The organism is Streptomyces sp. cf386 (assembly GCF_900103585.1).
Lineage (GTDB): Bacteria > Actinomycetota > Actinomycetes > Streptomycetales > Streptomycetaceae > Streptomyces.
The window spans coordinates 128,280-149,279 of the sequence record NZ_FNHV01000011.1 but is presented as its reverse complement, the minus strand read 5'-3'; the positions used below and the strand labels follow the sequence as shown (position 1 = coordinate 149,279).

Sequence of the window (21,000 nt, the reverse complement as noted above, 5' to 3'; positions counted from 1 at the left end):
TCGGCCATGCGGCTCGTTGTCGTTCGACCCTGCAGCTCGGTTGACCATGTAACTCGTACGAGCCACGATGCGCACACAACGCATCCAAACCACTGCACAGAGTTACGCTCGCCTGATGTACACCAGGCGCAGCTCTCCAGTCAGCCCGGGCGCGAGCCCGACCGGGCACGGCCGCACAAGCACCCACCGCAGCCATGGCGGCGACCGTTCGGTCTCCCGGCGGACCCGTACCTTCGGCGCCCTCCTCGCCGCAGCCACGCTGCTCGTCTCCGCCTGCACCTCCGGTGGGTCGACGCACTCGGGAAGCCCGGCGGCCGAGGCGGCTCTGGCCGCGCTGCCGCGGTCGACGCCGGCCGCGCTCGCGCCGTACTACGGGCAGAAGCTGAACTGGCGCAGCTGCGGGGCGCCCGGCTTCCAGTGCGCCACGATGCGGGCGCCGCTCGACTACACGGAGCCGGACGGCGACAGCATCCGCCTCGCCGTGGCCCGCAAGAAGGCGACGGGGCCGGGCGAGCGGCTCGGTTCGCTGCTCGTGAACCCGGGCGGCCCGGGCGGCTCGGCGATCGGCTACCTCCAGCAGTACGCGGCGATCGGCTACCCGGCCGGCGTCCGCGCCCGCTACGACATGGTCGCGGTCGACCCGCGCGGAGTCGCCCGCAGCGAGCCCGTCGAATGTCTCAACGGGCGGGCGATGGACCGCTACACGCAGACGGACTTCACGCCCGACGACGAGAAGGAGACCGAGGAACTGGTCGGCGCGTACAAGAAGTTCGCGGAGGGCTGCGGAGCGGACTCGCCCGACGTCCTGCGCCACCTCTCCACCGCCGAGGCGGCCCGGGACATGGACATCCTGCGGGCGGCGCTGGGTGACAAGAAGCTGACATACGTGGGGGCGTCGTACGGCACCTTCCTCGGGGCGACGTACGCCGGGCTCTTCCCGAACCGGGTGGGCAGGCTCGTCCTGGACGGCGCGATGGACCCCTCCCTGCCCGCCCGCAGGATGAACCTCGACCAGACGGCGGGCTTCGAGACGGCGTTCCAGGCGTTCGCGCGGGACTGCGTGCGGCAGTCGGACTGCCCGCTCGGCACCAAGGCCGCCCAGGTCGGCAGGAACCTCAAGTCCTTCTTCCGGAAGCTCGACGCGAAGCCCGTCCCGACCGGCGACCCGGACGGCCGTAGGCTCGGCGAATCCCTCGCCACGACCGGCGTGATCGCGGCGATGTACGACGAGGGGGCCTGGAGCCAACTGCGCGACGCCCTCTCCGAGGCGATGGAGAAGAACGACGGCGCGGGCCTGCTCGCCCTCTCCGACAGCTACTACGAGCGCGACGCCGACGGCGACTACACCAACCTGATGTTCGCCAACGCGGCCGTCAACTGCCTGGACCTCCCGCCGGCCTTCGCCACCCCCGACGAGGTCCGCGCATCCCTCCCCGCCTTCGAGAAGGCGTCCCCCGTCTTCGGCGAGGGCCTCGCCTGGGCCACCCTGAACTGCGCGTACTGGCCGGTGGCCGCGACGGGCGAGCCGCAGCGCATCGAGGCGAAGGGCGCGGCCCCCATCGTCGTGGTCGGCACCACCCGCGACCCGGCGACCCCGTACCGCTGGGCCCAGGCCCTCTCCCGCCAACTCTCCTCGGCCCGCCTCGTCACCTACGAGGGGGACGGCCACACGGCGTACGGGCGGGGCAGCAAGTGCGTCGACAACACGATCAACGCGTATCTCCTGCGGGGCACGCCGCCCACCCGTGAGAAGCGCTGCTGAGAGCTGGTGCGGACGGCCCCGGAGGGTGGACTCCGGGGCCGGTCAGGGGCTGGTACGGGGCACTCCAGAAACTGTGTAGACTTACCGACGTTGCTGATCGCACCATAGTGTGGACGGCGCGCCGCCTTAGCTCAGATGGCCAGAGCAACGCACTCGTAATGCGTAGGTCTCGGGTTCGAATCCCGAAGGCGGCTCTTCTTTGAACCCCAGGTCAGGCCACTGACCTGGGGTTTCTTGTTGTTCGTGCTGTCGGTCCTCCGCGCTTGTCGTCTACGTCATCTGGACACCGTCCACGGCGGGCGGAACGGTGCCGTCGAGGGAGGCGCACTCCAGCGCGCGGCGGATCGAGCCGTGCAGGAGCTCGGCGGCGTCGGTGCCGAGGGTGTCGATGAGAGGCACCGCGGCGTACTCGAGCTGGGTCATCGCTGCCTCCCAGCTCTCCGCCAGGCAGTCGTAGAGCAGGCGCAGGGCGGCTGCGGGGTGCCGGGTCACGAGGATCGGGAAGAGCTTGGCGAGCACCTCACCGGGTACCCAGCGCTCGGTGGGGCGCACAGGGAGCCGAAGGGTCTCCGTCATCAGCTCGACGGGGTCGACCGCCCCGGCCAGGGCGGGGCACACCGCGAGTTCCGCCAGTGTGACGGCCCGGGTCGCGGGTGTGCGGTCCGCCGTCGCGGAGACGATGTCGTCCGCGAGTTCACGGATCCGCTCGTCCTCCGGCAGGTGCTCCGCGGCGAAAGCGACCAACCCGGCGGCAGCGGGCAGGCGTTCGCCGCTCAGCAGAGTGCGGACCCGGTCCGCGAAGGCACGGGTCACTCCGTCATCCGCCAGCGAGGCCAGCAGGTCGACCACACCTGCGTACACCGAGTCCTTGGGGATCACGAGCGGTGGGAGAAAGCCGCCGTTGCCGGTGGCACCGTCGGCACGGAAGTCCTCGTACGTCGCCATCGCGCGCGTCAGGTCCACCAGCATGCTGTCGTTGCCCGGCAGCCAGAACGGGCTGAGTGTTCTCTCGTGGATCCCCAGGAGTTCCGGGTGGGGAGGCGCTCCGCGCAGCTCCATGTCCGCGTACTTCGTCGACGCCCAGGTGCACATGGCCATCTGGAGGGCGAAGGCCAGGTAGGTCGTACCGTTCTGTTCGAGCAGCTCCATGGTGTCAGGCAGGTACGGGAAGACCCGGACGGCGACTTCGAACCTGGTCCGGTGATCGGGGCGCAGGTACGCCCAGGCGCGTTGATCGGCGTCGAGGTCCTGTCCCGCACCCTCGCGGTGCGGCCACTCGAAACGCTCCAGATCGGCGAGCGCCTCGTAGAGTTCGTCTCGGAGCTCCTCGCACAGGCGGACTCCGGCCGGACTGTAGGGGGCCTCCGCCGCCGTTCGGAACACCGCGGCCAGGCCGATCGCCCGCTCTCCACCGTCGAGGAGGGAGCGCACGAGCCCGACGGCCCGTGGCAGGTCGCGGTCGGCGACTGTCTCGGCGAGGGCACGGACCGTCCTGGCCCAGCTGTAGGGACCGAGCGCGGTCGTACGGATGACGTCGGCGGGGTCGCGGTGGAAGTGTTGGGTGCAGCGGGCCGCCCCCTCGTTGGAGAGGTTGAACATGGCCGTCAGGCCGGGCAGGAGGTCCAACGGCCTCCGCTTGGTGTCCGGGGCGGCCGGCCAGTAGGGAGCGGGTATTTTCTCGTCCTCCAGCGGAGGCGCTAGTTCATAGAAGTGCAGTGCCTCCTCGAGGAGTTCGCGCGCTTCGCCGGTACCGCCCGCGTCCAGATGCCGGTGGGCGATCTGAGCCAGGGCCACGTGCCGGTCGCCACGAAAGGTCATGCCGGCGGTGGCCATCTTGGTGATGAAGTCTTCCTCCGTGATGTACTCGAACTGGCCCGGAATGTCGCCGGTCCCCCAGACGTTGGCGATCTCGCGGGCCACCTTCGCCGCCTGGCCCAGGTCGAAGTCGACCCAGGCAAGGGCAAGACTCTGCAGGTCGCGATCCCGATCACCTCTCGCCATGTCATCGTGGAAAGCCGTCGCGGGAGGGATTTCGGCGCGCGCCTTCTCGAGCATCCGCAGCGCCTCGTCCGGGGCGAATCCGCGAAGCACCTTGCCGACCCCGATCCTGGTCGTGAGGCTGTCCGTCTCCATCAGCCGGCCGAGCAACCTGCGCGCCCGGTCCGGCCTCCCCCAGTCCGCCCACAGCTCGGCGGCCCGGAGAGAGCTCCCCCTGCCGTTGACGAGGGTGGCGTCCAGCCTTTCCATGAGGTGGTGCGCGGTCTCCCGGTCCGATGCGGCCAAGGCCGACGCGGCATCGACCAAGCCGGTCACCACCTCGTGGTCTGCCTCTGCCCCGGCCCCGGCAGCTCGCTCGGCTTCCGCGCCGAGTACCGCGAGCAGGCGCTCGGCCTCGCTTCGGGCCAGCGGCGCCCAGGCGACCGCCAGCACGGCCAGCAGGCGCAGGCGGGCCCGCCGGTCGGTGGGCAGGCTCGCCTCGGCTCGCAGGAGCAGGTCGGGCACGGCCTCGGGCTCGGTGCGTGCGGCGAGGTCCAGGTAGTCGTCGGCGCGGACCGTGTGCATCGACTCGATGAGTGCGCGTGCCTCGCCCGTGTCACTCGCGGCCACCGCTGCGGCACGGTGGATGGGATCCGGGGCTTCGTCGTGTCGGCAGAGATGCTGTACGGCTTCTCGCGCCCGGTCCCACAGGCGCAGTGCCCGGCGCAGGTCGTGCGGCGCGAGCTCCTGTGCGGTGAGCATCGCCGCGTGCAGCGAGCGTGACCAGTGGCCGTTCGGCGCGTGGTGGGGCGGGACCGCCAAGGTCTTCTCCACCAGCAGCTCCAGCAACTCCTCCCGGCCGGGTCCGTTTTCGCCCGGCGGCGCGTGGCGCAGGATCTCCAGCATGGCCTCGACCTGTTCGAGGGAGGGGGCCTGCGCCGACATGTGCTCCAGCGCCTCCTCGACGCGGCCCAGCCGGGCCATCAGGCCGAGGATCTCCGGGTTGACCCGACGGGTCGACCGCAGGATCTGGCGTCGTACCACCCCCAGGTACAGGACGGTCGGCAGGCCGGAAGCGAGCGGAAGTGACTCGACGGCCCGGTCCGCTACGAGATCGACGAGCCGCAGGAAGTGCCGGTCGCTTCCGAAGGTGGTCCGTGCCGCGACGCGCAAGCCGGGGCAGACCAGGTCGGCCGCCTCGTTCGCCACTTGGGCCCGGCAGCGCGTCAAGTGTTCGGCGAGGTGCGCGAGCCCGTAACGGTCAACGGTGTTCCAGTCGAGGGCGGACCAGGAGGCGGCGGTGCCGCGGTAGTGCCGGACGATCCGCTCGTGCCACTCGAGTACGTCGACCGAACACTCGGGGTGCCGACGACTGGTCTGCTCGTCGCCGAGGAACTCGCCGATGGAGGAGTGGTAGAAGCTGAACCGGTCACTGTGCGGGGCGAGCAGCCAGCGCAGTCGTGCCAGTACCTCGTCCACGGTCGAGGGCCAGACGCGGATGCCGCCCAGCTCGGCGAGTTTCGCCGCGGTCAGCGGTTCTCTGGCGACGGTGAGGACGGCGAGGATCCGGCGGCCGACTCCCTCCCAGGGTGAAGTCAGCCTGTCCTCGGGACCCAATGGGTCCCGGATCTCGACCATGCCGAGCCGGGCGACATGGGAGCGGGCGGAGTCGACGAAGAACGCGTACAGCCCGGCAAGGCCCTGCGGGAGGCCCTCGAGGCCGAGCAGCCGGGTCGTCTGCGACTCGTCGGCACGTTCGACGGCATCCGCCAACGCCCGTGCGTAGCTGGACAGATAGAGGAAGTTCCCGGCCGCCCGGTGGGCGATGTCCCGCCTGAACCGGTCGGGAACCAGGCCGGCGGCCGTTACCGCGGTGGTGACGGGCGCGGTTCCCAACGCGCGGTCGGCGTAGTCGAGCAGGTCGTCGAACACCTGGCGGGCACCGGGATCGATGGCGATCTCGCTGATCCTGCCGTCCCGGGCGGACCGCAGGGGGCCGAGTGCGGAGTGCGGTCGCGAGGTCATGACGATGCTCAGGTTGGGCGGCAGTTCGGGCCCGTGGGCCAGCCACTCCAGGAGGGTGGCCGTCTCCCGCTTGCCGGCCAGCTCGTCCAGCGCGTCGAGCAGGATCACGATCCGGGCCGAAGGGTCTTCCCGCAGCAGGACCTCGGCCGGCTGGATCAGTGCCAACTGGGCCAGGTTGTCGGGTTCCAGGAGCCTGGGTTCCAGGCCGGCCGTGTTGATCTCGACAGCGCTGACCGCGCCCGCGACGGTGGTGATCTCCTGGTCCAGCACCAGGGCGGCGGTTTGGCAGAACGGCGACACCGTCAGGTCGTCGATCCTGATGCCGACCGCGAGGCCCCCGGCCTCGACGGTTTCGATGTGCTGGCGCACCACGATCTCAAGGCGTTCCGGCCGGAAGATCTCCGGGTGCAGTCGGGCGAGTTGGTGGCCCGTGGAAAGGAGGAACGACTGGATGTCTCCGCCGACGAGCGGAGTCCGGCTGTCCTGCCGTACGAAGTAGCGCAGCCAGTTCGGGTGGTTACGGGCCAGGCCGGCGAGGACGCTGGTCTTGCCCGCCCCCGGCTCCCCCGTCACCAGCACGTACTGCCCGTCCTGAGCCTCCAACCCCTGCTCGACCCTGTCGTACAGCCACTGGCGCTCGACGAAGTCCGCCTCCGTCCGGGCTCGGACCACGTCCTCGAAGGCGCGGTCCGTCCCTGCCCGGGCGGTCACTTCTCGCCCTTGGTGGTGCAGATGTCCGCCCCGACAAATGTTCCGCCGGACGTCACGGAACCGATCCTGGCGGTGCCCTCGATGGTGCCCTCGAGCCGGTCTGTGCGCACCACGGTCGCGGTCCCCGCTATCTCCTTCGCCTCCACGTCGATCCGCACCACGGGCGCGTCGCTCTTGTCCACGGGACCGGTGGGCCCCTCTGGTCGCTGCGGTGCCCGCCCGGCACCTCGGTCCCCTTCGTCGTCCTCGGGGCCGACGGTGCCCGGCGCGGTCACCGGCCGGTCCGGTTCCAGGTCCAACTGCCGGACATCGGAGCCCGGGACCCAGATCCAGGCCTCGCCGCGATACTCCTTCTCTTCGACGTGCACGTGACGGAACTCGTCCGCCGGAATGCTCGTGTACGCGTCCCCTACGACATCGTGGAAGACGGCCGTCGACACGGCGACGGCCAGACAGGCGTCCGGAGCCACCTCCAGGGCGGAGCGCAGGGCCACGCAGTCGAGGATTCGACCGATCTCGACCGGAGCCCGGCCGACGAAGCCGTTGGCGCCCAGCGAGGTCGAGCCGAAGTGGATGGCTGCCCTGATCCTGAGCCGGGCTTGCGGTATCCGGTTGTGGTTGAAGGCTCGTAGTCCGGCATCCAAGGCGCGCATGAAGATGTCGATCAGGGCGGGCTCATAGGCTCCCTCGGGCAGGACGGCGAACACGGAATCCCCGCCCTCCTGCGTCACCCAGCCCGCGCGGTCCAGCCGGGCAGTGGCGGCCGCTTCGTCCAGCAGCCGCGTGATTCCCTCCTGGAACTGGCGCTGCGTCACCACGTCGGCGCGGCCGTATCCTTTCGCGTCGACTGCCAGCAGCAGCCTGCGCTCGAATGCGCCCGGGCTGCCCGAGCTGCTCGAGCTGCTCGAGCTGCCCGATCCTTCCCTACCGTTCGTTGCCATGACACCTCTCGCTACGTGCACTTGAGGAGGAAAAAGGGTCGCTGATTTACTCAAATCCCCCGCCAATCAACGGATTTACTCCACGACAGACCGGCGCCCGCTCTCCCTGGTACGGGCGTCGGCACTGAAGTCGTACACCCGCGTCGTGGTGTGAACCCCGTGGAAATACGGAATGCAGGGATCTGGGACTGCCCACGAGGTGCCAGGAACGGGGCGGTGGACCGGGGCGTTAGCCGGGGCGCTGCTGACCCTGGACAGGGGGTGCCAGGAGTCAGGCGCACAGCTGGCGGCGGGCGAGGTCGGCGAGGTCCGGCTGGTATTTCAACCCGAGGAGATTCACTTGGCGCCACTGGCGAAGATGATGAGCGCGGCTGCACCTCAGGGAGTTTCTGCCTGGCTCCCACGGTGTCAGTGGCTGCCCACGTCGTCGCCCTCGCGGGCGGGGCGGAGTTCGGCCCCGGTCCGGGGCGCCTCGTCCGCGGACGGGCCGGCTTCCGGCTCGTGGTCCGGCTCGCGCCCGGCAGCCGAGGGCTCTCGGACCGAGCGCAGGGCGAGAAGCAGCACGGCCGCTCCGAAGAGTGCGATGAACATGATCCAGACCGCGCCGACGTGCATGGCGTGGACGAACGCGTCGTCGGCGGCGTGCACGAGCTCGGGCCGGTGGGTCGCGGTGGCGACGTGCCGGGCCTGTTCGGCGGAGACCCGCGCCTGCTCCCGCACCGGTTCTGGCACACCGCCCAGCGAGGGCTCGATCGCGCGCCGGTACACGATCGACATGATCGTGCCGCCGACGGCGATCCCGATCACGCTGCCGGTCTGGCGCACGGTGTTGGTGACGGCCGACCCGGCACCGGCCCGTTCCAGCGGCAGTGTGCTGATCAGCGCCGCGGTCACCGGACCGATCACCATGCCGATGGACAGGCCCTGGACCAACAGCAGGATCTCGATCCAGGCGAGGGGGGTCCGCAGCCCGAAGAGTCCGTACGCGCCCATGGTCAGGGCCGCCACGGTGAGGGCCGGCACGGTGACGAGCCGCAGCGACCAGCGGTGCACCAGGCGCGCGCCGACGGGCGCCCCCAGGAACGCGCCGAGTGCGGTGGGGAGGCCGGCCAGGCCCGCCTCGATCGGCGAGTAGCCGCGGGCGCCCTGCAGGTAGAACGCGTTGTAGAAGGTGACGGCGGACACGGCGAAGAGGAGCAGCCCGAGTGCCACGTTGCCTCCGCCGAACGCACGCTGCGCGAGCAGCCGGGGATCGAAGCTCGGCACCTTGACGCGTAGTTCGACGCGGACGAACACGGCCAGCAGGACCAGTCCGACGGCGATCGGCGCCCAGACGTCCGTATGGCTCCAGGCCGCCACCTGACCCGCGCGGATCAGCCCGTAGGCGAGCGTCGCGAGGCCGCTGATCGACAGCAGCATCCCGGCCGGGTCCAGTGGACGCACCACGGGGCTGCGGAAGTTCGGGACCAGCACGGCGATGCCGATCAGCGCCAGCACCACGACCGGGACATTGACCAGGAAGACCGAGCCCCACCAGAAGTGGTCGAGCAGCACCCCGGCCAGCACCGGGCCCAGGGCCATCCCGACACCGGCGGAGGTCGAGGAGATGGCGATCGCGGTCGACCGCGCGGGGCCGGTGAACGTCCACATGAGGATGGCCAGGTTGGCAGGCATGATCAGCGCGCTGCCGATGCCCATCGCGGCCCTGGCGGCGATCAACTGGTCCGCGTCACCCGCGTACGCCGCCCACACCGAGGACCCGGCGAATATCACCAGGCCCGTCGCGAGCACCGTCCGGTGGCCGAAGCGATCGCCCAGGGCGCCCGCGGTGAACATCAAGGTGGCGAAGGTCAGCGTGTACGAGCCGGTGGCCCACTGGAGTTCGGCCGGGCTGGCATTCAGTCCACGGACCGGGTCCGCGAGGGTCTCCAGGGTGGTACTCAGGACGGTGTTGTCCAGCCAGATCAGCAGTGAACACACCATGAGAACGGCAAGAATCAACTGCTGCCCGGATTTCGGCAACGCAGATGCAGTCATGAATACCTTCGGATGCGATCGGAAAAATCTGACGAGCGGACCGTAGGCAACCATCAGGCAGGTGTCAATTCCTGAGCGCTCGCGCACAGTTGGCGATTTTCCTGCGGTGTCGAGGGCATGCCGGCAAGGCCTCTGTCAATTCCTGATCCTGTTGTTGACCTCGCGCAAATTTCGTGCCCGGCACCAGAAACGGGACAGGATCGGAATACAGTTATGGCTCGGATATTCTCTCGGTTTTCGGCGACGTACGGAAAGGGGATTTGGTAGCCGTTCTGGTTGCCCCCTGGGGCTTTTCGCCCAGCGGGCTCGGCCCGGTTCTGCGGCCCACGGTCCGGCGGTGCTCCAAGCGGTCCTCGACCGGCGGCGCGCACACTTCGCGCAGTCAGCAGCCGCTGCGAACCCAGGGAGAGCCGTGTCTCTACGTCTGTTCACCTCGGAGTCCGTCACCGAGGGCCACCCCGACAAGATCGCCGACCAGGTCAGCGACGCCATCCTCGACCATCTGCTGGCGGCCGACCCCGCCGCCCGTGTCGCCGTGGAGACGCTGATCACCACCGGTCAGGTGCACGTCGCCGGAGAGGTCAGTACCACGGCGTACGCGCCGGTCGCCCAGCTCGTCCGGGACACGGTCCTGCGCATCGGGTACGACGCGTCGGCCAAGGGCTTCGACGGCGCTTCGTGCGGGGTGTCCGTGTCGATCGGTACCCAGTCGCCGGACATCGCCCAGGGCGTGGACACCGGAGGCGCCGGCGACCAGGGTCTGATGTTCGGCTTCGCGTGCGACGAGACGGCGGAGTTGATGCCGCTGCCGATCCACCTCGCGCACCGGCTCTCCGCCCGCCTGGCCGACGTCCGCAGGGACGGCACCCTCCCCTACCTGCGCCCCGACGGCAAGACGCAGGTCACCATCGGGTACGACGGGGACCGCGCGGTCCGGCTCGACACCGTGGTCGTCTCCTCGCAGCACGCCGCGAACATCAGTCTGGACGGGCTCCTCGGCCCCGATGTGCGCACGCATGTCGTCGAGCCTGTCGTGGCTCAACTGGCTGAAGAAGGCGTCAAGTTGGAGGCTGACGGGTATCGGCTGCTGGTGAATCCGACGGGCCGCTTCGAGATCGGCGGGCCGATGGGTGACGCGGGGCTGACCGGGCGGAAGATCGTCATCGACACGTACGGCGGCATGGCCCGGCACGGTGGTGGGGCCTTCTCCGGCAAGGATCCGTCGAAGGTGGACCGCAGTGCGGCGTACGCGATGCGCTGGGTCGCCAAGAACGTCGTCGCGGCCGGGCTGGCGACCCGTTGCGAGGTCCAGGTGGCGTACGCCATCGGCAAGGCCGAACCGGTCGGGCTCTATGTGGAGACGTTCGGTACCGAGGAGGTGCCGGTGAACCGTATCCAGGCCGCCATCGACGAGGTCTTCGACCTGCGTCCGGCAGCGATCATCCGCGACCTGGACCTGCTGCGCCCGATCTACGCCCAGACCGCCGCCTACGGTCACTTCGGCCGGGAGATGCCCGACTTCACCTGGGAGCGCACCGACCGTGTGGATGCGCTGCTCTCCGCGGCGGGGCTCTGACATGGCCGACGACAGTGTCCAGAGCCCTGCCGTCGGCGGCGGCAATGCCCACCCTGCCGTCGGCGGCAGCAGTGTCCAGAGCCCTGCCGCCGTCGACGACAGGGCCCGTGGGCCGCGGACCATCGCCGTCACCGGGTCCATCGCGACCGACCATCTGCTCACCTTTCCCGGGCGGTTCGTGGAGCAGCTGCTTCCGGAACGGCTCGACCATGTGTCGCTGTCCTTCCTCGCCGACACACTGGACGTGCGGCACGGCGGCGTCGGCGCCAACATCGCCTACGGTCTGGCCGCGCTCGGCCACCGGCCTGTGCTGGTCGGCGCGGCCGGCGTCGACTTCGAGGAGTACGGCGGTGTGCTCGCCGCGCACGGCGTGGACATCTCGGCGGTCCACGTATCCGCCGACCGGCACACCGCCCGCTTCATGTGCACCACGGACGCCGACGGCAACCAGCTCGCCACCTTCTACGCCGGGGCGATGGCCGAGGCGGACCGCGTCGACCTGGTGGCGGTGATCCGGGAGCGGGAGGTCGGGTACGTCCTTGTCGGCGCCGACGATCCCGCGGCGATGCTGCGCCACACCCGCGCCTGCCGCGCTCTCGGGGTCCCCTTCGCCGCCGACCCCTCCCAGCAGTTGGCCCGGCTCGACGGGGCCGCCGTGCGAGAACTCGTCGACGGGGCCGACCACTTGTTCACCAACGAGTACGAGAGCGCTCTGCTGCTCTCCCGTACCGGCTGGGAGCATGCCGAGGTCCTTGAGCGCGTCGGCACCTGGGTGACCACGCTCGGCGCGAAGGGCTGTCGGATCGAGCGAGCCGACGGACCCACGGTCGAGGTCCTGGCCGTGCCCGTGGCCGAGCACACCGACCCCACCGGGGTCGGGGACGCCTTCCGGGCCGGCTATCTGGCCGGCGTCAGCCAGGGGTGGGACGTGGTGGACCGGGCCCGGCTGGGCTGTGCGATGGCCTCGCTCGTCCTCGTCACCGTGGGCACCCAGACCTATACGGTCGAACCGGCCCGGCTCGGCTCGGCGCTCACCCGCGCCTACGGAGACCGTGCCGCGGCACTCGCGGATCTGGGACGAGTGGGGGTGGCATGACGGACATCGCGCTGGTGACCGGGGCCAACAAAGGCCTCGGCAAGGAGATCACGCGGCGGCTCGCGGCTGAGGGGCTGACCGTGTACCTGGGGGCACGGGACGAGACACGGGGGCGCGTGGCCGCGGGCGAACTGCGGGCGGAGGGCCTCGACGTGCGGTTCGCGCGGCTCGACGTCACCGTGCGGGAGCAGGTCGACGCGGCGGTGCGGACGATCGACGAGGAGTGCGGCAGGCTCGACGTCCTCGTCAACAACGCCGGGATCGTCACCGAGTGGGGCCTGCCCGTCGAGGGCATCACGGAGGACCATCTGCGCCGGGCGTTCGAGGTCAACGTCCTCGGCACGGTCGCCGTGACGCGCGCGTGCCTGCCGCTGCTGCGGCGCTCGAAGGACGCCCGGGTGGTCAACCTGTCCAGCCCGCTCGGGTCGTTGACCCTCCTCGACGACCCCGAGCACCCGGCGGCCTCACGGGGACTGCTCGCCTACAGCTCCTCCAAGGCCGCCCTCAACGCGGTGACCCTGGTGTACGCCGAGGCGCTGCGCGACGCCGGGATCCGCGTCAACGCGGCCAACCCCGGGCTCGTGGCCACCGACCTGAACGCCGACTCGCCGTTCAGCCGGGGCACCCGCACGGTCGAGGAGGGCGCCGAGGTCCCCGTACGGCTGGCGTTGGGCGCCGGGGGGACGGGCGGCTTCCACGGGAGCATGGAGGGAGACGTGGCCGAACGCGTGCCGTGGTGACGGACTCGTGGTCATGGGGCGGCCCCCGGCAGCGGTGATGCTGTCGGGGGCCGTGGCTTTGGCCGTGGCCGTGGCCGTGGCCGTGGTTGTGGCCGTGGTTGTGGATACGGCGGGCAGGTCACCCGCCGGTACGGACCGCTCCGTTGGCCAGGTCGAGCAGGCTGCGCGGCGTACGCGCCTCGCTCACCTCCTCGTCGGGCAGCACGATCCCGTACTCCTCCTGGATGGCCGCGGCCGTCTCCATGAGGGCGAGCGAGTCGTAACCCAGCTCCTCGAAAGGGGTGTCGAGGGTGTCGCCGCCCAGCCGGGAGCCCTCCTCTTCGCCGGCGCAGGCCACCAGGATGCGGCGCAGGTCCTCGATGCCAACAGTCGCCATCGCAGTCGTCTCCTCGGGCTCGGTGGGTGTCACATGACGTGGACGGTCCCCGTCACGCGCATCGTGCGGCCACCCCCTTGGAGCCCGCTGGAACCGGCCCAGCACACCTCCGCCGCACTCCGATCCGCCTCCGACGCCGTGCGCCGATGGTGAGGCCTCGCCGAACGGGGCCTTCGTAAAGGAGCGCGGTGAGCCATGCGGACACAGGACCGACGAGGACCGTGGGACGGCCGGAGCGACAGCGGTGGCGGCATGGCGACGGCCCCGCGGGCGGGACTACGGGTCGTCGGACCCGGGGCGGCACGGGGCCCCCTGGAACCCGGCCGCCTGCTCAGCCATGCGGCGGCCGCGCTGCACGTGGTCGTCGACGCGGTGGGCGCCCCGGCGTCCGGCACGGTGGATCCCGTGGCGGTCGGCTCGGTGAGAGGGGAGGCGCCCGGCAGAGGGAGTGCGGAGGCGCCCGGCAGGAGGAGTGCGGAAGCGCCCGGCACCGTGGGCCTTCAAGTGCCCGGCACCATGGGCCCGCAAGCGACCGGCCCGGCAGGCGCCGTGGCATCCGCCACGCAAGGCCCGACGGCGCCGGGCACCTTGAGCGCCACCGCCTCCGATGCCGTGGGCGCCTGCTACCTCGACCTGTGGATCTGCGACCGGCTCCTCCGGCATGACGGAGGGAACCGGTCCGCCGCCGCGCGTTGCCTGGTCCCCGTGCTGTTGCTGGAGGGGGTCGGCGCGATCGCGCCCGTACTGGGGGCGCGGCTGCACCGGCCGGACGCCGTGGCCGTGGAATACCGGCGTCGGCGGCGCGTGCTGGTGCGCGCGGTGCGGGAGCGGTCCCCGCAGACGTGGGAGCGGCTCGGTCATCGGCTCGCCCGCATCGCCACCGGGGAGGACAGGCTGGCCCGGCCCCTCACCCCCGTACGCGGTCGTGGGCTGCCGAAGCCGTTGTCGGAGCTGGTCGGCCTGCTGGAGGCGGAGCGGCGTGAACTGGCCGCGGCCGGCGCCGAGTCGGCAGGCCAGGAACCACCGCATGCCCTCCTGGAGCGCTGTGCCCTGCTCGCAGCGGCCGCCGCCTGCCTCGACGGCTGGCAGGAGGCGGGGCCGCATCGGGACGGACGCGGAGGGCAGGGCGCGGCAGGCCACGGCATCGGCCGCCCCGGTGCCTGGCCGACGGCCGGGGATCTTCCCTTGCCCGGGCCCGGCGGGGGAGCGCCTTCTGCATCCGGCTCCTCCTCCGGTCCCTGCACCGCCGGCTGCCCCGCCTGCCATCACCCCCCGCCCCGGCACTCCGGACCAGCGCACCCCCTGTCCCCCCACCCCACCGCCGCCTTCGGCGTCTCCGCGCGGCGGGCCAGGCTGTGCGGGGCGCTGTATCGGCTTGCCGTGCGGCTTGATCTGCGGGTCTCCGATGGGGCGGGCACCGCGTGGCGGGCGGATGTGCTGCGGTGCGCGGTGGCGTGACGCCGCTGTTGGCCGTGGCGCCGGGCCAGACCCTCGACGTGGCGCGGCAGGTGCTCAGGCGGTACGGCAGTGTGGTCGTCCACGCGGATGTCGCGGACTGGGCCGTGCGCGGCGAGGCGGAAGCCGTACGGTGGCTCGGCCGTGAGCGGGGGCGGCTGGACGCGGCGCTTCCGGCGGCCGCACGGCAGCGGCTCGTGGCGTCCCGGCGGCTGGTCAAGAGCATGGCGGGCGCGGTCCTCGGCGTTGAGCCGGGGGAGCTGGAGCTGACCCGCGATCCCGCCGGCCGCCCTCGGTTGCGGGGCTGCGGCGGCCTGGAGCTGAGCCTGAGTCACACCGACACCCGGCTGGTCCTCGCACTCGCTGTGGCGGGAGGGCAGGTCGGGGCGGATGTCGAGCGGGCCACCCGCCCGGTGCGGGTGGAACTGCTCGCCCGGCGGATCTGCACCCCCTACGAACGGGCAGTGCTCAACGCCACTTCACCGGCCGAACGCCCCCGCACCCTGCTGCGGTTGTGGACCTTGAAGGAGGCCTACACCAAGGCACTCGGCGTGGGCACGCGGCTGCCGTTCCACACCTTCGGATTCCGGTTGCACGGTCGCGGCGCGGTTCTGACCGACGACCGGGGGCGCCCCGTCCGGCCCTCGGAGTGGCGGTTCACGACGCATCACACCGACACCGGACATCTGGTCAGCCTGGCCGTCGCCGGCCCGCCGGACAGCCTCCGTTTTCCGCCCCCGGGACTCCCCGGGAATCTCCAACTTTGAATTCCGAGGTTTTGCCGAATTTTGAGAAATCGCTTTCAGCTGATCAATTCCCGGCCTAAAGTCCAGCCGCTATTTTGGGCAGTTCGCGGCTAGTGTGACGCCGATCACTGCGGAGTCTGTGGCACGAATGCGCCTGTTCTTATACCGTCCAATATGTTCCTGGACTGGACCGCCAGGTGAGCGCGGGCAGGCGTACTGGGGCGCAGCGGCGAAGTCTCGATCACTCCGTATTCTGCGATACATCGGTTTCGGGCGGAGATCGCTGCACGATTCGACCAGCCCTTGTTGCGTGCCCGCAAAAAATGGGGGAAAAGAAATTGAAGTTCAAACTGCTCGGACAGTTCGAGGTAGTCCTGAACAACGGGCGCTCGACCACGTTGACCAGGTCGAAAGTCAGCCAGCTCCTCGGACTGCTCGTCGTGCAGTACGGCGAGTCGATCGGCGCCCACACCCTGATCGAGGAGCTGTGGGGGGAGAGTGTGCCGCGCAGCGCGCTCACCACGCTGCAGACGTACATCTACCACGCGCGCAAGCTCTGCGGGGTCGGGCCCGGCGGCCATTCCGTCCTGGTGACCCGGCCCGCCGGCTACAGCATCGAGGTACCCGGCGACAGCATCGACGTCGTCGTGTTCGAGGGCCTGGTCGGCCGGTCCCGCACCGCCCTGGACCAGGGTGACGCGGAGAAGGCCGCCGTCCTGCTCGACGAGGCGTTCGCGCTCTGGCGCGGCCCGGTGCTGGCCGGCATGATCACCGGCCCGGTGCTCGACGCCCACCTGACCTACGTCAACGAACTGCGGTTGTCCGCGCACGAGCTGCACATCGCGGCCTGCACCCGGCTCGGCCGCCACCAGGAGATCATCCCGCGGCTGCGGCTGCTGGTCGCGGAGAATCCGCTCAACGAGAGTTTCCACGCCCAGCTCATCAAGGCGTTGTACAAAAGCGGACGACGCGCCGAGGCCATCCAGGCCTACCGAAACCTCTGGCGCATACTCGACATGGAGCTGGGTATTGAACCCGCTCCGGAACTCCAGACGCTCCAGCACGACCTGATGGCCCGGAATTCCGTCTGTTCCGTCCACTGATCGCCCCCTCGGCTGCTCCTTCGGGTAGGTGTTTTTGCCCGAAGGAGCAGTGCCCCGGCGGACGCGCTGCTGACAGGCTGGAGGCGTTATCCGATCCGCGGTTCGTATGCAATCGGGTGCGCCATTAATTCGTAGCCCTGCATATGTCGTCCGAAGGGAAAACCATGTCTGAATCCCCGGTATCCGTCGTCATCGCCTACCACAGCGGGTACGGGCACACCACGAAAATGGCCGAGGGCGTCCAGGAGGGCGTACGTTCCGTGGCGGGCGCCGTGGTCGAGGTGATCACGGTCGACACCGTCACCGAGGACGACTGGGACCGGCTCGACGCAGCCGACGCGATCATCTTCGGCTCGCCCACCTACATGGGTTCGGCCAGCCCGGACTTCCACAAGTTCGCCGCGGCGACCAGCGAGCGCTGGTACGGGCAGGCCTGGAAGGACAAGGTCGCGGCCGGTTTCACCACCTCCGGCGCGATGAGCGGCGACAAGCTGAACACCCTGCAGTACTTCACGGTGCTGGCCGCGCAGCACGGCATGCACTGGGTCAACCTCGATCTGCTGCCCGGCGACACGGAGAACGACCTCAACCGGCTGGGCGGCTGGCTGGGTGCCATGGGCCAGTGCCCGGGCGACCAGGGTCCCGAGTCCATGCGCAAGGGCGACGTGCTCACCGCCGCCCACCTCGGGCGCCGGGTGGCCGAGCACGCGCTGCTGCTGCGCACGGCCCGCGCGCGCGTGGCCGCCTGACGCCATCGGCGTACCGCACGAAGGCACGAAGGAGGGGCCTCGGGTCGTATGACCCGGGGCCCCTCATCGTCGTATGCGGATACGGCGGACAGCCGCGGGGAGGGGAGGAGGGGATAGGGCAGGGCGGACAGCGCTATGCGACGGGCTCCCCGTCCACGCCCAGCCCGCGCCGCAGCGCGTCGATCTGGTCGCGCACCATGCGCCGGGAGACGGCCGCGTGGCCGATACCGACCGAGGCGTGGAACGTTCCCGGGTAGTGGACCAGTTCGGTCGGCACGCCCGCCTGGATGAGCCGGTGCGCGAACTGGATGCCCTCGTCGCGCAGCGGGTCGTAGGCGCACACCCCGACGAACGCCGGCGGCAGCCCCGTCAGATCCTCCGCGCGGGCCGGCGCCGCGAGTACCGGGGTCGGGCCGGAGACCGAGCCCACGTAGTGCTTCCAGCAGAGCACGAGACTGGCCCGGTCCAGCACCGGAGTGTCCGTGAACTCCCGTGCCGACACGGTCTCCAGGCGGTCGTCGAGCTGGGGGAACAGCAGGTACTGGAAGCGGACGCGGGGCCCGCCGAGGTCACGGGCGCGCAGCGCGCAGGCGGTGGCCAGGGCGCCGCCCGCGCTGAACCCGCCCACGCCGATCCGGTCCGGGTCGACGCCCAGCTCGGCAGCGTGCGCGACGGTCCACTCCAGCGCCGCCCAGCAGTCGTCCAGGCCCGCCGGGAAAGGGTGTTCAGGGGCGAGCCGGTAGTCGGGCGAGACCACCACCGCGCCCACCTGGTCGGCGATGCGGGCGGCGAACGCACGGGGGGTGTCCAGATCGCCGGTGACGAACCCGCCCCAGTGCGGGAAGAGCAGCGCGGGGCGCGCGCCGTCGGCCGGCCGCGCGGGGGCGTAGACGCGGACGGTCAGCTCCGGGCCGCCCGGTACCGGCAGGGTGCGGTCCTCCACCCGCACCCGGTCGAGGTGCTCGTAGTGCGGTTGCGCGGCCATCACCTGGCGCATCACCGACCGCGCGCCCTCGGGGTCGGCGTAGTCCAGCGGCCGCATCCGCTCGGCGAACGGGGCCAGTTCAGGATCGATGTCGTACGACGATGGCATGGCGGCTCCTCGAAGGGCGCGTAGGGAACACGGCCGGAACTCAGCCGGCGTTGCGGCTGGAGACCAGGAAACGGCGGACCCCGAGAGCGGCGCCCTGGCCCCAGAGCCGGTTCTCCGGACGGCTGTCGGCGTCGAGGAAGGACTGCGGAGTGGGCTCGCCGTGCACCGGGTCGAAGTAGTGCCCCGCCTCGTCGGTCAGTCGGACGAGGCCGGAACCGGCGACATTCGGGCGGGCGAAGTCCAGTGCGACGAACATGCCCAGGCCGAAGGTGAGTTGACGTGGGGTCACCGAGGTCGGGGTACCGCCGTGGTCGAGCACCAGGTACCGGCGGGAGGGCAGCAGTTGGCCGATGCGGTCGACCTTGAACACCTCGCGGCCGTCCAGGCACCAGCGGATGACGCCGCGCGAGCGGTCGTACTCGATCCTGATGTGGTGCTCGGCGGTCGGCGAGGAGCGGCGGGCGACCGGGACGGCGTACGTGAAGGCGGCGTAGTTCCCGAGCGTGTCACGGTGGTGGGGGAGCCGCTCGTAGAAGGCGTACACCGTCTTGTTGGTGAAGAAGAAGTCGACGGCGATGCCGGTCTCCGGGTCCTCGACGGGCAGTCCGGCCATGGCGAGCCGCGGGTCGTCCAGGGCGTCGGTGACCGCGGTGCCGAAGGGGTGGGCGGCGGTGCCGTAGGTGGTGGACGTCATCCAGGACTCGCCGACCAGGAGGCGACCCGGCTCGGCGGCGAAGCCGAGGGTGCCCTCGCTCGTGCGCCGGTCCGGGTACGACAGCCACTTGATGTGGTCGAGCGTGCCGGGCAGGCCGCTCGTCTCGTGCTGGCCCAGCGTCAGGGTGAACGCGGGCTCGCCGGTGCGGGGGTTGCTGCCCGGCGCGGCGAGCCGCAGGCCGCGTCGGGAGGTGGTCGCTACGGCGTTCTGGCCGACGCCGCCGCCGAACGGGATGTGGGTCCAGCGGGCGCCGGGGCCGCTGGTGGCGAAGCCGCCGGAGAAGTCGTCCTCGAACAGGACGCGGCGGGCGGCGGAGGCGTCGTCCGAACCGGCTCTGGCGGTCTGGGCGGACAGGGCGGTGGCGGCGAGGGCGGCCGTGGCGGTGAGTGCCGTGCGGCGGCTTATGGACATGCGGGTTCCTTTCCGGGGTGGGCGGTGTTGTCGTACGGGTTGGTCGGCGGGGGCGGGAATTGACGACGTGAGGGGTGGGTGGGGGGGAGTGGGTGGGGGTGCCGTGGGGGTGTTTCGCCCCCGCCGCCCCTACCCGTCCTGTCCCTGGGGGCCTGCGGCCCCCAGACCCCCGCTTCGGCCCTTAAGGGGCCTCGTCCTCAAACGCCGGACGGGCTGGAATGCGCGGGCCGGTGTCGAAAGGGCTGGGTCCTCGGGTCACAGGTCCAGCGCGCGGTAGGCGTACGCCGTGGCCGCGGACTCGACCTGGAGGGCCTGGTGGCCGGCGATCGAGTTGATGTCGCGCCAGAAGCGCTGCACCGGGTTGGCCGAGGACTGGCCCGTGGTGCCGACGCCGCGGAACAGCCGGTTGGCTACGCCGACCAGGGCGTCGGTGGCCATCGCGCAGTCCCGCCAGCCGCGCATCGTCTGCAGGGCGGTGAGGTCGGGGCCGTGCTCGTCGGCCGTGTGGGCGGCCCGTTCCAGGAGGAGTTCGGCCGCGTCGATCTCGGTGGCGCTGCGGGTCAGCGTCACGTCCCAGGTGACGCGGTTGAAGGTCGGCATGCCGGGCAGCGCGGGGGCCGGGTGGTCGGCGGCGGCGCGGATCTTCCGCTCGGCGTGCCGCCGCCAGGCCGCGAGCGCCCCCTTGGCGGCGCCCAGTGCGGGCACCGCGAACATCATGGTCGTCGCCTGCATCGGCACGGCGAGCCGGGGCGCGACGTCGGCGGCGCCGCGCCCGGTGAAGAGGTCCTCGCGGCTGACGGTACGTCCGGCCGGGACGAACAGGTCCTCGACGGTGACGGTGTGGCTGCCGGTCGCGGCCATGCCGACGTTGTGCCAGGTGTCCTCGGTGCGCCAGGCGTCCCGGGGCACCGCGAGGACCCGCGGCTCGGGCGGGCCCCCGGCGGCGCCCGGCACCTGGGCCGCGAGCAGGGCCCAGTCGGCGTGGTCGATCGCGCTGACGAAGGGCCAGGTGCCGGTCAGGCGGTAGCCGCCGGGCTCGGGGTGCGCGGTGCCGAGCGGGGTGAGGGAGGCGACGAAGAAGGCGTCCGGGCCGTCCGCCCACACCTCGCGTCGGCCCTCCTCGGGCAGATGGGCCGCCATCCGGCCGACGTGCGCGGCCAGCGACACGCACCAGGCGGTCGCGGTGCACCCCTCCCCGACGGCGCTCACGGCCCGCCCCAGCTCCAGGAAACTCCCCTCGTCACCGCCGTATGCGGCCGGCACGAGATGCCGTGCGAACCCGGCGGCGACCGCCGCCTTGACCACGTCCGCCGACAGCCGCCGCTCGGCCTCGGCGGCCCCGGCGCCCCGCGCGGCCTCGACCGCGACGTCCCGTGCTGCCTCGGACAGCGGCGCCCGGTTCTCCCCGGCCCGCGTGGCCACGACGGCTCGCTTCGTCTCGGCAGCGGTGTCCTGTGCGGCTGTGGGCCGGGGGGAGGGGTTCTCTG

General features: G+C 71.2%; 15 protein-coding genes and 1 tRNA gene. 9 read left to right on the top strand and 7 right to left on the bottom strand.

Annotated elements, in window-relative coordinates; genetic code table 11:
• The first annotated feature begins 115 nt into the window (after positions 1-115).
• Together BLU79_RS27595 and BLU79_RS27590 are read left to right on the top strand one after the other, a co-directional pair.
• Positions 116-1,762, top strand: a complete 1,647-nt coding sequence (locus tag BLU79_RS27595; RefSeq protein WP_093908625.1) for an alpha/beta hydrolase — start codon at positions 116-118, stop codon at positions 1,760-1,762.
• A 120-nt stretch (positions 1,763-1,882) separates the two neighbouring features.
• A tRNA-Thr gene (locus tag BLU79_RS27590) sits at positions 1,883-1,956 on the top strand.
• Between the two features lie 76 nt (positions 1,957-2,032).
• Here BLU79_RS27590 and BLU79_RS27585 read toward each other — a convergent pair.
• From BLU79_RS27585 to BLU79_RS27575, 3 genes are all read right to left on the bottom strand, one after another.
• Positions 2,033-6,475 (bottom strand): hypothetical protein, encoded by a 4,443-nt coding sequence (locus BLU79_RS27585; protein ID WP_093908624.1) that lies wholly within the window; start codon positions 6,473-6,475, stop codon positions 2,033-2,035.
• A complete protein-coding gene (locus BLU79_RS48360; RefSeq protein ID WP_177001196.1) occupies positions 6,472-7,293 on the bottom strand; it encodes a hypothetical protein in 822 nt (273 codons plus the stop codon). Before BLU79_RS48360 ends, BLU79_RS27585 begins: the two co-directional genes overlap by 4 nt.
• 531 nt (positions 7,294-7,824) lie before the next feature.
• Positions 7,825-9,453 carry an MFS transporter gene (locus tag BLU79_RS27575; protein ID WP_256333493.1) on the bottom strand — a complete coding sequence of 543 codons (1,629 nt, stop codon included), beginning with the start codon at positions 9,451-9,453 and terminating at the stop codon, positions 7,825-7,827.
• A gap of 412 nt (positions 9,454-9,865) precedes the next feature.
• On the opposite strand from BLU79_RS27575, the gene metK reads away from it, so the two are divergent.
• Genes metK through BLU79_RS27560 form a run of 3 tightly spaced genes read left to right on the top strand, consistent with a single transcriptional unit; the run spans position 9,866 to position 12,865 of the window.
• A complete protein-coding gene (metK, locus tag BLU79_RS27570; protein ID WP_093908622.1) occupies positions 9,866-11,029 on the top strand; it encodes a methionine adenosyltransferase in 1,164 nt (387 codons plus the stop codon).
• A 1-nt stretch (position 11,030) separates the two neighbouring features.
• Positions 11,031-12,125 (top strand): carbohydrate kinase family protein, encoded by a 1,095-nt coding sequence (locus BLU79_RS27565; RefSeq protein ID WP_093908621.1) that lies wholly within the window; start codon positions 11,031-11,033, stop codon positions 12,123-12,125.
• A complete protein-coding gene (locus tag BLU79_RS27560; protein WP_093908620.1) occupies positions 12,122-12,865 on the top strand; it encodes an SDR family NAD(P)-dependent oxidoreductase in 744 nt (247 codons plus the stop codon). Before BLU79_RS27565 ends, BLU79_RS27560 begins: the two co-directional genes overlap by 4 nt.
• Positions 12,866-12,983: 118 nt before the next feature.
• Here the strand turns inward: BLU79_RS27560 and BLU79_RS27555 are convergent, their stop codons facing one another.
• A complete protein-coding gene (locus tag BLU79_RS27555) occupies positions 12,984-13,241 on the bottom strand; it encodes an acyl carrier protein (protein ID WP_093908619.1) in 258 nt (85 codons plus the stop codon).
• 195 nt (positions 13,242-13,436) lie between these two features.
• On the opposite strand from BLU79_RS27555, the gene BLU79_RS27550 reads away from it, so the two are divergent.
• The 4 genes from BLU79_RS27550 to BLU79_RS27535 all read left to right on the top strand — a co-directional run bounded on the left by BLU79_RS27550 (position 13,437) and on the right by BLU79_RS27535 (position 17,294).
• A complete protein-coding gene (locus BLU79_RS27550) occupies positions 13,437-14,699 on the top strand; it encodes a hypothetical protein (protein ID WP_093908618.1) in 1,263 nt (420 codons plus the stop codon).
• Positions 14,696-15,463 carry a 4'-phosphopantetheinyl transferase family protein gene (locus BLU79_RS27545; protein ID WP_143052529.1) on the top strand — a complete coding sequence of 256 codons (768 nt, stop codon included), beginning with the start codon at positions 14,696-14,698 and terminating at the stop codon, positions 15,461-15,463. Before BLU79_RS27550 ends, BLU79_RS27545 begins: the two co-directional genes overlap by 4 nt.
• A gap of 317 nt (positions 15,464-15,780) precedes the next feature.
• Positions 15,781-16,545, top strand: a complete 765-nt coding sequence (locus BLU79_RS27540) for an AfsR/SARP family transcriptional regulator (RefSeq protein WP_093908616.1) — start codon at positions 15,781-15,783, stop codon at positions 16,543-16,545.
• Positions 16,546-16,709: 164 nt separating this feature from the next.
• On the top strand, positions 16,710-17,294 hold the full coding sequence (locus BLU79_RS27535; protein WP_093908615.1) for a flavodoxin family protein: 585 nt from the start codon (positions 16,710-16,712) through the stop codon (positions 17,292-17,294).
• Between the two features lie 133 nt (positions 17,295-17,427).
• Here BLU79_RS27535 and BLU79_RS27530 read toward each other — a convergent pair whose 3' ends face one another.
• From BLU79_RS27530 to BLU79_RS27520, 3 genes are all read right to left on the bottom strand, one after another.
• On the bottom strand, positions 17,428-18,387 hold the full coding sequence (locus BLU79_RS27530; RefSeq protein ID WP_093908614.1) for an alpha/beta hydrolase: 960 nt from the start codon (positions 18,385-18,387) through the stop codon (positions 17,428-17,430).
• Between the two features lie 40 nt (positions 18,388-18,427).
• Positions 18,428-19,513: a DUF6081 family protein gene (locus tag BLU79_RS47895; protein ID WP_093908613.1), complete on the bottom strand. Its 1,086-nt coding sequence runs from the start codon at positions 19,511-19,513 to the stop codon at positions 18,428-18,430.
• Positions 19,514-19,768: 255 nt separating this feature from the next.
• The coding region (locus tag BLU79_RS27520) for an acyl-CoA dehydrogenase family protein (protein ID WP_371131947.1) at positions 19,769-21,000 on the bottom strand (1,232 nt) is incomplete at its 5' end.